Source organism: Sorangium sp. So ce375, assembly GCF_051473855.1.
In the GTDB taxonomy this organism is placed as follows: Bacteria; Myxococcota_A; Polyangia; order Polyangiales; family Polyangiaceae; genus Sorangium.
Genome location: NZ_CP150335.1, coordinates 916,997 through 930,845, shown reverse-complemented (window position 1 = coordinate 930,845; position 13,849 = coordinate 916,997). Strand labels below are relative to the sequence as shown.

The 13,849-nt window shown below is 72.1% G+C and carries 10 protein-coding genes; 3 read left to right on the top strand and 7 right to left on the bottom strand.

Going from position 1 to position 13,849, the window contains the following annotated elements; genetic code table 11:
* Nucleotides 1–13: 13 nt before the first annotated feature.
* On the top strand, nucleotides 14–2,707 hold the full coding sequence (locus tag WME90_RS03615) for a glycoside hydrolase family 15 protein (RefSeq protein ID WP_437279656.1): 2,694 nt from the start codon (nucleotides 14–16) through the stop codon (nucleotides 2,705–2,707).
* Nucleotides 2,708–2,737: 30 nt separating this feature from the next.
* Here the strand turns inward: WME90_RS03615 and WME90_RS03610 are convergent, their stop codons facing one another.
* Nucleotides 2,738–3,802 carry a hypothetical protein gene (locus WME90_RS03610; protein ID WP_437279655.1) on the bottom strand — a complete coding sequence of 355 codons (1,065 nt, stop codon included), beginning with the start codon at nucleotides 3,800–3,802 and terminating at the stop codon, nucleotides 2,738–2,740.
* A gap of 382 nt (nucleotides 3,803–4,184) precedes the next feature.
* Here WME90_RS03610 and WME90_RS03605 point away from each other — a divergent pair, with 382 nt between their 5' ends.
* Nucleotides 4,185–4,619 carry a DUF6918 family protein gene (locus WME90_RS03605; RefSeq protein WP_437279654.1) on the top strand — a complete coding sequence of 145 codons (435 nt, stop codon included), beginning with the start codon at nucleotides 4,185–4,187 and terminating at the stop codon, nucleotides 4,617–4,619.
* Nucleotides 4,620–4,721: 102 nt separating this feature from the next.
* Here WME90_RS03605 and WME90_RS03600 read toward each other — a convergent pair whose 3' ends face one another.
* The 3 genes from WME90_RS03600 to WME90_RS03590 form a co-directional block, all read right to left on the bottom strand.
* The gene (locus WME90_RS03600; protein ID WP_437279653.1) at nucleotides 4,722–6,038 is read right to left on the bottom strand and encodes a hypothetical protein; all 1,317 of its coding nucleotides are present in this window, start codon (nucleotides 6,036–6,038) and stop codon (nucleotides 4,722–4,724) included.
* 10 nt (nucleotides 6,039–6,048) lie between these two features.
* On the bottom strand, nucleotides 6,049–8,136 hold the full coding sequence (gene fusA, locus WME90_RS03595; RefSeq protein WP_437279652.1) for an elongation factor G: 2,088 nt from the start codon (nucleotides 8,134–8,136) through the stop codon (nucleotides 6,049–6,051).
* A gap of 177 nt (nucleotides 8,137–8,313) precedes the next feature.
* Nucleotides 8,314–8,781, bottom strand: coding sequence for a Tudor-knot domain-containing protein (locus WME90_RS03590; protein ID WP_437279651.1), 468 nt, complete (start codon nucleotides 8,779–8,781; stop codon nucleotides 8,314–8,316).
* Nucleotides 8,782–8,974: 193 nt separating this feature from the next.
* Here WME90_RS03590 and WME90_RS03585 point away from each other — a divergent pair, with 193 nt between their 5' ends.
* The gene (locus WME90_RS03585) at nucleotides 8,975–9,475 is read left to right on the top strand and encodes a YchJ family protein (RefSeq protein WP_437279650.1); all 501 of its coding nucleotides are present in this window, start codon (nucleotides 8,975–8,977) and stop codon (nucleotides 9,473–9,475) included.
* A 29-nt stretch (nucleotides 9,476–9,504) separates the two neighbouring features.
* Here WME90_RS03585 and WME90_RS03580 read toward each other — a convergent pair whose 3' ends face one another.
* The 3 genes from WME90_RS03580 to WME90_RS03570 all read right to left on the bottom strand — a co-directional run bounded on the left by WME90_RS03580 (nucleotide 9,505) and on the right by WME90_RS03570 (nucleotide 13,387).
* Complete coding sequence (locus tag WME90_RS03580; protein ID WP_437279649.1) at nucleotides 9,505–10,746, bottom strand: patatin-like phospholipase family protein; 1,242 nt, start codon at nucleotides 10,744–10,746, stop codon at nucleotides 9,505–9,507.
* Nucleotides 10,743–11,621, bottom strand: coding sequence for a CPBP family intramembrane glutamic endopeptidase (locus tag WME90_RS03575; protein WP_437279648.1), 879 nt, complete (start codon nucleotides 11,619–11,621; stop codon nucleotides 10,743–10,745). Before WME90_RS03575 ends, WME90_RS03580 begins: the two co-directional genes overlap by 4 nt.
* An 83-nt stretch (nucleotides 11,622–11,704) precedes the next feature.
* The gene (locus tag WME90_RS03570) at nucleotides 11,705–13,387 is read right to left on the bottom strand and encodes an L-aspartate oxidase (protein WP_437279647.1); all 1,683 of its coding nucleotides are present in this window, start codon (nucleotides 13,385–13,387) and stop codon (nucleotides 11,705–11,707) included.
* Nucleotides 13,388–13,849: the final 462 nt, after the last annotated feature.

The following is a 13,849-nucleotide window of genomic DNA, read 5'->3' as shown; positions in this document are numbered from 1 at the left end:
TTAAAGTGCCGCGATGCATCGCCCGAACCAGGCGCGGGAATATTTTGGGCACCAACTTTCTGGCCCGCCTCGCGCCTCCCGGGCCCTCCGCTCCGCGCTCCTCTCGCTCGGCGCAGCGGCGGCGGTCGCGCTCGCCGCCCCTCACGCGGCGCGGGCCGAGGCGCCGGTGCAGCGCACGTTCTTCCGGCTGCCGTCGTCGAACGGGTTCGGCGCGGTGCTCCTCGATCTGGGCGCGGCGAGGCTCACCCACTTCCGCGAGCACCTGTTCGCCACCGAGGAGCCGCTCCTCGACGAGCGCGGCGAGGAGGTCTGGCTCGGCAACCAGCCGCAGGCCGTGCCCACGCGCGATCTGCTCTACGACGCGTACTTCGGGCTGCGCTCCGACGGGCACCAGCGGTGGCTGACCGAGGTCCCCGTCGACCTCGACGCGAGCGGCTACGCCGGCTGGACCGACGGTCAGCGCGGCGGAACCGGCGTCGTCACGATGGTGCAGCGGGTCGGCAACCTCGAGTGTACGCAGTTCTTCTTCGCGCCGCAGGGCCTCCCGCAGGCGGGGTTCGTGATGGCGATGCGGGTCGAGAACCTGGGCGAGAGGCCGGCGGAGGGCGTCTCGGCGTTCTCGCTGCACAACTTCCACCTCGGCTTCGGTCGCCCGGGCGTGATGGTCGACATCGGCGAGTCGGGCGAGACCGTCGCCTACGACGCGAGCCCGGGCCGGCGCGACTTCCTCGAGCGCGCCTTCGCCGGCGTGGTGGTCGCGCGCGCGCTCGAGCCCCCCGCGCACCACGGCGCCTCCAGCGCGGGCAGCCCGCCGGACCGCGACGTCTACCGGATCGTCGCGGACGACAGCGGCGCCGATCTGCCGGACCTCGACGGGGCCGCGCCCACCTCGGACGGCTCCGTGAGCGCGTTCCAGTGGGACCTCGGCAGCGTCGGCCCCGGCGAAGCGCGGTGGGTCGGCGTGGCGTTCGCGCACCACGGCGACCCCTCGGGCGCGGCGGACCCGCTCGTGCGGAGCGCCCTCGACGCGTACCTCGGCGCACAGGGCGCGGCGGAGGTGGTCGCGGACGAGATCGCCGCGTACCGCGCGTTCCAGGGCTCGATCCGGGTGCCGCCCTCCGCCTCGCCCGAGGAGGCGGTCTTGCTCCGGCAGTCGGCCGTGACGCTCCGGATGGCGCAGTCCCGCGAGAGCCACGCCTTCCTGCGCGAGCACCTGACGCGGGACCTCGAGCCGCGCGCCACGCGCTTCGGCACGACGCTCGGCGGCGCGCCGGCCACGCTGCCGGCCACCGTCGCCCACCGGGGCCACGGCGCCGTCCTCGCGAGCCTCCCGCCGGGCGAGTGGACGGTCGCCTGGATCCGCGACGGCGCCTACGCCACCGTCGCGATGGCCGCCCTCGGCATGCAGGCGGAGGCGCGCGACGCGCTTCGCTACTACCTCGACGCGGAGGCGGGGCGCTTCCAGGGCTGGAGCGAGCTCGCCTCGTACGACATGCCGCCGTACCAGATCAGCCTGGTGCGCTACTACGGCTTCGGGGTCGAGGAGACCGACTTCAACGACTTCGGCCCGAACCTGGAGTTCGACGGGTTCGGCCTGTTCCTCTGGGCGCTGCGCCAGTACGAGCAGCTCACCGGGGACACGGGCTTCGTGGATGAGCGCTGGGCCACCGCGTCGACGAAGGTCGCGGACGCCCTCGTCGCGCTCATCGATCCGGACACTGGGCTCGTCCGGAAGGACTCGTCGATCTGGGAGACCCACTGGAAGGGGCGCGAGCGCTCCTTCGCGTACACGAGCATCACCGCCGCGCGCGGCCTGTGCGACGCGGCGGCCATCGCGGAGCGGCGGGGCGAGGCGGACCGGGCCGCGGCGTACCGCGGCGCAGCGGAGCGGCTGCGCGCCGCGATCGCCGCGCGGCTCACGGACGCCTCGGGCGCGCTCGCCGCGAGCCTGGAGGAGCTCGCGTCGGGCGCGGGCTACTGGGACGCGGCGGTGATCGAGGGGATCGCGATGGGCCTGTTCGATCCGCGGGGGCGCATCGCCGCCGCCACGCTCGCCGGGCTCGACGAGCACCTGCGCGCCCCCGCCGGCGCCGGGTGGTCCCGGAACGACGATCGCACCGATCACGCCGGCGCGGACGACCTGAGCCCCTGGGGCAGCGAGTACGACAGCGCCGAGTGGGTCGTGACCGACCTGCGCGGCGCTGTCGCCGTGCGGCTCATGGGGGACGCCGCGCGCTCGGACCGGCTGCTCCGGTGGGTGCTCGATCAGTCGGCCGCGAACTACCTCGCGATCGCGGAGACCTACGACGAGATCCGCGGCACCTACAAGTTCAACGCGCCCATGGTGGGGTTCGGCGCGGGCGTTTACGCGCTCGCGCTCGCGGCGCGCGACGGGATCGCCGCTGAGCCGGCGTGCGGCGCGTACTTCGATGAGAGCGCCGCGAGCGGCGGCGGCGCAGGGGGCAGCCCCTCGAGCGGAGACGCCGGTGGGGCGGGCGCCGCCGGCGGCAGCAGCGACGGCGGCAACGACAGCGGCGGCAATGGCAACGGCGGCGGCGGCGGCGACAGCGGCAGCCGCGTCCGCGAGGACGCTGGTTGCGGCTGCCGTCTCGCGAGCAGCGGGCAGATCGCCGCGCCCTCCGCGCTCGCGGCGGCCGTGGCCGCGGCCGGCCTCGCGCGACGGCGACGTCGGAGGGCGCGACGCTGACGCTCGCCGAGCGACCGCCCTCGGCGCAGGCTATTCATCGCTGGTGTCGGTCTGGCGCTGCGTCGCCGCAGGGGCGGGGGCCGGGGTGTCGGCGACGGCGGCGGCCATCGCGTCGGTGAGCGACACCGGCGGCTGGGACGGAGCCGCCTCCTCGGACGCAGGCGGAGGCTGACGCTCAGGCCGAGCTCGGGCCCCCGACGCGGTGGACGCGCGCACGCCCGCTGCGGCGCGCGACGGCTGCGCCGCGCCGGGCTCCGCGGCGCTGGCCTCGTCGTCGCTGGCCACCGCGCGCGACGGCTGCGCCGCGCCGGGCTCCGCGGCGCTGGCCTCGTCCTCGCCGACCGCGACGCGCGCGTCGGCCCCGCGCAGCGCCGCCCTCCGGGGGCCGGGCGCCTCGACCGGCGCGCTCACACCGCGCGCGACCTCTCCCGCCCGGGAGACACCGCGCTGCGCGATGGGCCGCACATCGTCCTCCGGCGCGCGCGCCATCCGACCGGCGACCAGCGTGAGCCCGACAGCGAGCGCCAGGGCGCCGGCCACAGACGCCGCCGCGAGCGCGCGCACACGGGCTCGTTGTCCCGCCCGCGAGGGCGCCGCGACCGGCACGAGCGCATCGTAGACCCGCAGCACATCGCTCACGCTCGGCGCTTCGACCGCGACCGGCGTCGTTCCCGCAACCTCGGCCGACGCGGTCGACGCGGCCGTCGCCGCGGACCTGCTCGCCTGCTGCGTCGCGAGGTCCGCCGCCGGAGCGGCCGGACCGCTCTCCGGCGCTACCGAGCTCGCCGCCGACGCGCCCGGCGCCGTCGTCGCGGCGGGGAGCGTCGTGATGAACGACTTCAGCGCGAGCGACCGGAGATCCATCATCGTCGGGTCATCGTCGTGCCGCAGCACCGAGGGCGCGCTCGAGCGCCGCAGCGGCGGAGGAGGCCGGCTCGATCGCTGCCCGACGCCCCCCGTCGGCGGCGCGGCCGTACCCCTCCCGTGCGCGCGGAGCATCGCGCCGCCGCAGACGCTGCACTCGAGCGCAGCCCCTCCGCGCGCGTCGCTCGACACCGTGGTGACGATTCCGCAGACTTCGCAGGTAACGTCCATGAGCCCCCCGCAGGCCTCGCAACACGACAGCGGCGAGCGCCCGCCACGCCAGATTGTGATTCAAATTACATCCTGAGTATGGCGCGCTTGGGGCAGCCATGCATGCGCTCTCCGCTCGGCATTTCCGAGGATCGAGCGCATGACGGCGTTGCACTGCCATCCTGGACGGTCGACGCATGGCGAGAGCCGTCCTGGACCGAAGGTTTCTCGGGTGGGCGCTTGGATGCCGGCCTTCGAGCTGCTGTGGTAAGAGCCGCGCTTCGATGTGGTCGGGAGCGGACCACCGGTCCGCTCGACGGGGTCGCGGCTCCCTGCCGGGGGTCACGCTGACATGGGTCTGGGGGCCGCGACCGGTCTCCGAAGCGCCCAGAGGAGTTCGAGAATGGGTCTCAGCGAAACGCTGCTCGATGCGAACAAGAAATCCAAGGTCGTCGCCGACTGTTGCACGCTCGTCGACGAAGAGGTGGCTTCGAAGAGCGGACTCTCCGGGCTGGCGGTCAAGGCCGGCTACGCGGCCGTGAAGGGCATCAAGCCCGGCTTCATCCAGCAGGTGGTCGAGAAGCTCTTGCCCGAGTTCGCCCGGAAGCTCGATCCCATCTGGACCGAGGCCTCGAGCAGCGGGAACGCGAGCTCCTTCTTCACGTCGAACCGCTCGCGGGTCGCCGACGCGCTCCTCAGCATCACCGACGAGAAGGCGAAGTCGTCGTCGAGCGGCGTGGTGCGCGGCACCTACGAAAAGATGCGCGGCTCTGCGAAGAAGAACGTCGAGGACGCCGTCCCGCGCCTCGCCCAGCTGATCCAGAAGCACGTAGCCTGAGCGGCTCGGCGCAGCGGGCCCGCTCCGCGCTGGCCTGCTGCGCGCCGCAGCGAGGCGCCCCCGCGGCCGCGTGCGCGGCGGAGGGCGCCCTGCGATCAGCCCTCAGCCAGGCTCGCCGAAGCTGCGCGCGAAGAGGTCGCGGATCGCGTCTCGGCCGGCGTCGTTGAGGTCCTGCGTGCCGATGCCGGCGAAGTTCTCGCTGGCGATGCTCGGCTGCCGCGCCATCTCCCAGGCCGAGCCGCTCCAGCGGAACCAGCCGCGCTTCTCCTGATCGTAGACGAACAGCTGCTTCTTCCAGAGGCGCGCGAGCTCCGCGCCCCAGCCGGTGCCGCCGCGCACGGTGCCGTCCTCCTGGAGCGTCCCCACGACGAAGACCTGGCTGGCCGCGTTGATCTGGTGCCAGATCGTCTGGAGGATGTTGCGCACGAGCGGGATCTCGCTCAGCACGCGGCCGAGGCGCCGCGACACGTAGACGAGGCTGAAGTCGCCCTTGCGCAGCTCGTCGTCCCCCAGCACGACCACGCCGCGCTGGCGCTCGAGGAGCCGGTGGCCCTCGAAGCTGTAGTTCAGCTCCTGCACCCCGTACCGCTCGGCGCACGCGCCGAACTCGGCCTCGGCCCCCTTGGCGCCGCCCGAGTGCAGGCGGAAGCACCGCGGATCCTTCGGCCGCTCCGACGGGGGGCGCACGTCCTCGTCGATGACGCGCATCGAGTGGGGATCGAGGCGCAGGTGGAGATCGGCGAGATCCTTGTTGCCGTGGTCCTTGAGCAGCCGCAGGCGAACCACGTCGCGCTCCGGCTGCAGGTAGACGACCACGCTGAGGTGGCGCGCGACCCTCTCGAGCGCGGCCGGCAGCTTGCCCGGAGCGCCCGCCTCGTCGACCTGGGCCGCGACCCAGACCTCGGCGGAGCGCTCCTTCGCGAGGCGCCCGAGCGCCTCCATCGCCTGCTCCGACGCGACCGCCACGTCGAAGCCGTCGACGATGATCACGTCGGGCTCGAAGTGGGCGACGCCGCGCGCGAACGTCACCGTCTCGAGCATCTTCTCGACCCACAGGCGCGCCGCCTCTTCCGGCGCGTCGGCCGACGCCTTCACGTGGCCGAGGTGCGAGTAGATCTGCCGGTGCCGCTCGACCTCGAGCCGGACGGCCTCCGGCTCCTCGAGCCGCATCGACTGCGCGAGATCGTGGAAGATCTCGTCGTAGTACGCGCGGACGTGATCGACCGCATTCTCGTGCGAGATGTGGAGGACCCTGCGATCCCTGAGCAGATCGTCGAGCGCGATCTGCACGAGCAACGCCGTCTTGCCCACGCCGGGTCGGGAGACGATGACGCCGACGTTGCCGCGACCCAGCCCGCCGTGCATCGACCCCTCGAAGACCCGCATGGGGCTCCGCTCGTTCACCTCTTTGCGGTACATGCCGACCCCCTCACTTGGCCTTCTTCGCCTGCTCTTCCCGGTACTTCTTGATGAGCTCCTCACCGAGCGCTGCCGGAAGAGGAGCATAGCGCGAGAACTCCATCGTGAACTCGGCTTTGCCCTGGGTGGCCGAGCGGAGGACCGTCGAGAATCCGAACATATCGGAGAGCGGCACCTCCGCCTCGACGCGGCAGAAGCCGTCTGCCTCGGTCGAACCGACGATGATGCCGCGCCGCTGCATCAGGATGCCGACGATGCCGCCCTGGTACTCGCTCGGCCCCTCGCAGGCGACCTTCATCAGCGGCTCCAGGATCTGCGGGCCGGCCTTGGGGTACGTCTCGCGCCAGGCGCCGCGCGCGGCCTCCTGGAAGGCGATGTCGGACGAGTCGACCGCGTGGGCCGCGCCGTCGTTCAGCGTGACCGACACGCCCGTGACGGGCGCGCCGATGAGCTGCCCCTTGGCGAGCATCGACACGAAGCCCTTCTCGACCGCCGGGATGAACTCGCGCGGGATCGCGCCGCCGACGACCTGGTCGTCGAACCGGAACGGCGCCTCCGTCCACGGCTCGATGAAGCCGCCGACCTTGCCGTACTGGCCGGAGCCGCCGGTCTGCTTCTTGTGCGTGTAGTTGTAGTCGACGCGGCGCGTGATCGTCTCGCGGTAGGCCACGCGCGGCGGGCTCGTGACCACCTCGGCCGCGTACTCGCGCTTCATGCGCTCGATGTAGACGTCCAGGTGGAGCTCACCCATGCCCTGGATGATCGTCTCGCCGCTCTCCGGATCCGCCCCGACGCGGAACGTCGGGTCCTCCTTGGTGAAGCGGCGCAGGGCCTTCGACATGTTCGCCTGGGCCTTGTTGTCCTTGGGCGTCACGGTGAGCGAGATGACGGGGTCGGGCACGTGCATCGACGTCATCGCGACGCTCAGGGTCCCGTCCGTGAAGGTGTCCCCGGAGTTGCAGTCGATGCCGAACATGGCGACGATGTCGCCCGCGCCCGCGGAGTCGATGTCCTCCATCTCGTCCGAGTGCATGCGGACGAGCCGGCCGACCTTGTGGCGCTTGCCCGTGCGGGTGTTCGTGATCTCGCCCCCGCGCGCCAGGTTGCCCTGGTAGACCCGGAGGTACGTGAGCTGCCCGAAGCGGCCGTCCTCGAGCTTGAACGCGAGCATCACGAGCGGCTTCTCCGAGTCGCTCGAGAGGACGACCTCGGCCTCGTCCTTGTCGAGGTCGACGGCCTTGTTCGTGATGTCGGCGGGCGTCGGGAGGTAGCGGGTCACGGCGTCGAGCAGGACCTGCACGGCCTTGTTCTTGTAGGCCGACCCCATCATCACCGGGACGATCTGGAGCTTCACGGTCGCCTCGCGGATCGTCCTGTGGAGGAGCTCCTCGCTGACGCGCTCCTCGAGGATCGCCTCGGTGAGCTCGTCCGAGTACATCGAGAGCGCGTCGAGCATCTCCTCGCGCGCCGTCTTCACCTCGTCGGCCATCCCGGCCGGGACGTCGCCGACGAGGATCTTCTCGCCGTTCGCCCCCTCGAACCGGTAGGACTTCATCGCGACGAGGTCGACGACCCCCTCGAACTTGTCCTCGAGCCCGATCGGCAGCTGCAGGAGCACCGGGTTCAGGTTGAGCTTCTCGCGCAGCTGCGCGCGGACCCGCAGCGGGTTCGCGCCGGCGCGGTCGCACTTGTTCACGAACGCGATGCGCGGGACGCCGTAGCGGCGCATCTGGCGGTCGACCGTGAGCGACTGGCTCTGCACGCCGGCGACGGCGCAGAGGACCAGGATCGCCCCGTCGAGCACGCGCATCGCGCGCTCGACCTCGATCGTGAAGTCCACGTGGCCGGGCGTGTCGATCACGTTGATCTGGTGCCCGTTCCAGAAGCAGTGCGTCGCGGCGGACTGGATGGTGATCCCGCGCTCGCGCTCGAGATCCATCGAGTCCATCTTCGCGCCGACGCCGTCCTTGCCCTTGACGTCGTGGATGGCGTGGATCCGCTTGGTGTAGAAGAGGATGCGCTCGGTCAGCGTTGTCTTGCCCGAATCGATGTGGGCGCTGATCCCGATGTTGCGCAGCTTGGACAGTTCGCTGATCACAGAAGGCTCCCCGCCGCGCACCCGTGAGGGCGTGCCCGTTGGAGGGCGTGCGGCACGCATCGAACCTCAGCCGGGCGGCGCACTCTTGCGATCGCCCAGTCAGAAATTCGGCGCGGCTCTTAATTCGGCCCCATGGCCAGCGCCAGGGGGAAAATGATTTCGCGTGAACATTTCACGCTACTTGGCTTGAATCCTGGAAAGCCCGACCGTCTCGTCCCACTCGGATCCGTAGCCGTCGTAGTGGATGCGGTAGCGCTCTTGCCCCACGATGCTGGTGACGACCGCCGGGTACATCTGCCCGTGCCACTCGACGCGGACCCTGTCGCCGATCTTGTAGACGTTTGTCTGCGATGCCTGCAGCCCCTTGCTCCGGACCTTCGGCGGCGGCGGCGGATGGACGACGTTGCCCTCGACGAGGCCTCGGATCCGTTCACGAGGTACAACTTCATCCCAGATGTCGTCGTACCCCTGGTAGTGGATCTTGAACTTCGTCGGACCCAGGACCTCGATGACCTTGGCCGGGTAGACGTTCCCTTCCCATGTCACGAGGACCTGGTCGCCGATGGCGTATTGGCGCTTGCAGCCCCCCAGAACCAGGGCCAGGGCCAGGAGGAGGGCCGCAGCGTGAGCGCGCGCTGCGGGCATACTTCCCGCCCGCCTTACCGTCCTCTCCGGCGCCCCGCAAGAGCCTTCGCGCCGGGACGCGCGCGTCGGGTGGCGGACGGCGCACGGCGCACGGCGCCGGGCCTCGCCGGACCGTTCTGCCGCTCACCCTGCCCTGCCTCGCCCCGCGCCCCAGGGCGCTGCACTGGGGAGCGAACCCGTGTAGAGAACGCCCATGGTCCGAGATGTTCGCCCTGGTACGGGCATCCTTTCCCGCCCGTGCCCGTGCGGCTCGGGGCGCTCGTACCGCGAGTGCTGCGCCCCCTGCCATCTGGGCGATCGCGAGGCGGCGGACGCCGTGGCGCTGATGCGCTCGCGGTACGCCGCGTTCGCGGTCGGAGACACCGCGTACCTCTGGCGGACGCTGCACACGGGCCACATCGACCGCGGGCGCGACAAGGACGAGGTGCTCCGCGAGATGAAGCTGACGATCCACCACCACCGGTACCGGGGCCTGCAGATCCTCGACAGCCAGCAGAGCGGCGACTCCGCGTCGGTGCTGTTCCTCGCCAAGATCTTCGAGGCAGGCGCGGACCGCTCGTTCATCGAGCTGTCCGATTTCCTCCACGACGGCGAGGGCTGGCGCTACCTCCACGGCGTCGCCGTCCCACGCGCCCGCATCGACGTCCCGCCCGACGAGCTGACGATCGCGCTGTTCTCGTCGCGCGCCAGCTGACCGGGCCCTCGCCGGCCGACCGACGCGCCTCAGCCGGCCGACGGGCCCGAGGCGCGGGCCTCGTGCCACCCCATCGCCTCGACGACGGCGCGGTTCTTTTCCATCCACACCGCGATGCGCTCGCGCGTCGTGCGGTAGGCGTACTCCAGGATGGCGCGCCGCGCGCGCAGGTTGGCGGGGTTGTGGAGGAACAGCAGCGCGTCGTTCGGCGCGGGCTCGAGCACGAGGACCTGCATCTTCCCCTCGGCGAGCGTGCGCCCCACCGCCTGGTGGAGCCGCGCGTGCGCGCCGATCCGCATCGCCTGGTTGAAGATCCAGAGCATGCCCTTGTCGCGCACGCTCTCGCGCACGCCGTGCCCGGTCGGGACGGGGCGGTGCGCGGTGGAGACCGGCACGAGCGGGCTCACGACGATCGTGAGCTCCACGCCGGCGGCCTCCGCGAGATCGAAGTGCGCCACGTGGCCCAGCCCGCCGTCGAGGTAGTGGCGCTGCTCGACGCGCACCGGCGAGAAGAACAGCGGCAGCGCCAGCGACGCCGCGCAGGCGAGCGACACGGGGACGTGGTCGAACCCCTCGGCGCCGAAGATGACGCGCTCGCCCGAGTCGAGGTCGTGCGCCGGGATGCGCAGCGTCCGCGGCATCGCGCGGAACGAGTTCGGGATGCCGCGCCGGAGGAAGAACTCGGCGAGGAACCGCTCGTAACGATCGAGCTGGAAGAGCCCCGCGGGGAGCGAGTCGTTGAAGCGATCGAGCTGCTCGAACAGGTACTGCTGCGCCGGCGCGTTCGGGGTCGCGTCGCCCCGGGTCGTGAGCCGGACGACCGCGTGGCGGAGCGCGACGAGGCTGGTGCTGAGCGCGCGCCGCCACTCGCCGACGTCGAGGTGGAGGAGGTGGCTGCGCTCGAGCGGGAAGAAGTTGTCGACCGGATCGAGCAGGGCGCGGTAGAGCCGCTCGATCGGGATGCCGCCCGCCAGGGCCGCGGCGACCGCGGCGCCGCTGCCGTGCCCGAGGTAGAGCGAGAAGCTCTGGTTGTCGATCCCCTCGACCCCGTCCTCGAGCGCCGCGAGCGCGCCGATCTGGTAGAGCGCGCCCGTCAGGCCGCCCCCCGGCAAGCAGAGGCTGACGCGCGCGCGCCTCGCCGCGGCGCGCGGGGCAGCGCGGCCCTCGCGGCTGGCTTCCACGGTCTCGGAGGAGCGGCCCTCGCCGTCCCCCGCTGCGATCTGCGCGGATCGGCTCTCGCCGCCGCCTTGGCTCCCGAAAGCCGGCATCATGAGAGGTCCTTTTCCCTCGCGCGGGCCGCCCCCTCGGCGCGATGGCCGAGGACGCAGGCGAGCGCGGTCAACACGAGCGCACAGGCGGAGCTCGCCGCCACGAGCCATACGGGGCTCGCCGCGGCCTCGGGCAGCGCGGCGCCGGCGGCGGAGGGCGCGCCGTCGACGGCCCCCGCGCGCGCCGCGGCGAGGAGCGTGAAGCACTGGATGGCGTTGTAGGTGCCGTGGAGGAGGATGGACGGCAGGAGCGAGCCGCTCGCGACGCGGAGGACGCCCAGGGCCACGCCGAAGATCCCGATCGGCAGGAACTTCTGCCACCCGACGTGCGCCGCCGCGAAGAGCGCGGCCGTGGTCGCGATCACGAGCGGGGCGCGGTGCGTCCAGCGCAGCGGGCGGGCGAGCGCTCCCCGGAAGAAGATCTCCTCCAGCGCGGGGCCGAGCACGATGAAGATGAGGCCGAGCGCGGCCCGCTCGATCGCGCTCGCGTCGATGAAGACCCGGACGAGCTCGGCGTCGTCGATCCCCGACGGCCAGCGCGTCTCGATCGCCGTGTAGAGCGCGGCGATGGGCCCCTCGAGCGCGAAGCCGAGCGCGACCGCGAGCGGGTAGAACGCCGGGTGCGTCCCGCGCACGCCAAGGAACTGCCGGATCGACGCGCGCGGCGCGTGCACCTGGAGCACGCCGAAGAGCCCGAGCAGGTACGCCACGGCCTGGCACGCGAAGCTGCCGATGATGTCGAGCTTCGCCGCCGCCCGGAAGGAGCCGACCGCGCCATCGGGCGCCGGCTCCATCCGGAAGGAGGCGATCAGGCCGAGCAGGAACAGGAACAGCGCGGTGATGCCCACGGTCCAGCCGACGGCCCCGGGGATCGACATCGGTCGCTCCTCGCCGCCTCGCGGGACGAGCGGACCGGGCCCTCGGCCGCTCGGCGGAGGGTCGGAGGTGCTGTGCAGATCGCTCATCGACCTCGCAGATAAGGCAGGACACCCCGCTTCACGACCGTGTCCGTGCCGAGGCGCTCGTTCGTCTCCGGGTAGTCGATCGTCGTGTGCAGCCCCCGGCTCTCATGCCGGGCGGAGGCGCAGCCGACGATGAGCTCGGCCACGGTGGCGATGTTGCGGAGCTCGAGCAGATCACGGGTGACCAGGTGCTTCCAGTAGTACTCGCGGATCTCCTCCTGGAGCAGGGAGATGCGCCGGGCGGCGCGCCGGAGGCGGGCGTCCGACCGGACGATGCCCACGTAGTTCCACATGGTGCGGCGCAGCTCGTCCCAGTTGTGGGCGACGACGACCTCCTCGTCGCTCGCGACCGCGTTGCCGACCTGCCACTCGGGCACCTCGGGGAACGGGCTCTGCCGGAGCTCGGCGATCTGGGTGGAGAGGCGCGCGGCCGCGCGGTGGCCGAAGACGAGCCCCTCGAGCAGCGAGTTCGAGGCGAGCCGGTTCGCGCCGTGGAGCCCGGTGCACGTGCACTCGCCGATCGCCCAGAGCCCGGGGATCGTCGTCCTGCCGTAGAGGTCGGTCGTGATGCCGCCGCACATGTAGTGGGCGGCCGGCACGACGGGGATCGGCTGCGCGGTGATGTCGATGCCGTAGCGGAGGCACTGCGCGTGGATGGTCGGGAAGTGCTCGCGGATGAAGCTCGCGGGCCGGTGGGTGATGTCGAGCAGCACGTAGTCCGAGCCGGTCCGCTTCATCTCGAAGTCGATGGCCCGCGCCACGATGTCGCGCGGCGCGAGGTCCTTGCGCGGATCGTGGCTGGCCATGAAGGCCTTCCCGTCCGGCAGCCGGAGGATGGCGCCCTCGCCGCGCAGCGCCTCGCTGACGAGGAAGCTCTTCGCTTCGGGGTGGAACAGGCACGTCGGGTGGAACTGGTAGAACTCCATGTTCGCGATCTCGGCGCCTGCCCGGTAGGCCATGGCGACGCCGTCGCCCGTCGCGACGTCGGGGTTCGTCGTGTAGAGGTAGACCTTGCCCGCGCCGCCGGTCGCGAGCACGGTCGCGCGCGCGAGGTAGGTCTCGACGACGTGCGGCTTCGAGGCTGGCCGGTGCCGGGGCGCAGGCCGCTCCGAGTCGCGCGGCCGCGGCCCGCCCTGGTTCAGCGCGGCGTCGGTCTCGTCGAGCACGTAGGCGCCGGCGCAGACGTCGGGCCCGCCGAAGCGGGAGAGCGGGATGAGGTCGATCGCCGTGTGGTGCTCGGCGAAGCGGATGTTCGGGTTCTGCCGCGCCTGCTCGAGGAGCGCGCGCTCGATCTCGAGGCCGGTGGCGTCGGCGGCGTGCACGATCCGCCGCGCGGAGTGCCCGCCCTCGCGCCCGAGGCGCACCTTGCCGTTCTCGTGATCGAACTGGGCGCCGCGCGCGATGAGCTCGCGCACCCGCTCGGGCCCCTCCCGCGCGCAGATCTCGACGACGACCTCGTGACAGAGCCCCGCCCCCGCCTCGAGCGTGTCGGCGATGTGCGCCTCGGGGGAGTCGTCCGGGGCGAAAACCGCGGCGATGCCGCCTTGTGCGTACTTCGTGTTGGACTCGTCACGCGCGCGCTTCGTGACGACGATCACCTCGCCGTGCTCGGCCGCCTCGAGCGCGAAGGTCAGCCCAGCTACACCGCTACCGATGACGAGGAAATCGGTCGTTATCGCCACGGCCCGGAGGGTAGCAGGAGCGGGGCGCACGAAGGTAGGCCGTGGTGCGCTTCCTGCGTTCCGCGGCGCTGCGGCCAGGCCAGGCGTTCGGGCGCCCACCGGGGGCCGGCCCGAGCGGAGCGCCGGCGTGAGCCCGCGCGAGGCGTGGGCGCACGCTCGGGCTCGTCGCGCTCCTCATGGGATGGACGCGCGCGTCAGCGCTCCGACGCGCGGCAGGGCGCCCGTCGCGCGCTCGGGCTCGCCATGCTCATGAGCGCAGTCCATCACCATCAGCAAGCGCGCCGCGAGGCGCAGCTCACGGGGCGCAGCGAGGATGCCCGGTGATGCGGTATTCGGGCACGGCGACACGGCAGATTCCCACAGAGCATGGGAGGAGGTCGCCCGGCTCCGTGTTCTCCATCTGCGCCTTCATTTCAACCGCTGACGAGTCAACCGCTGACGCGCAGCCGAGCAGCAGCACAC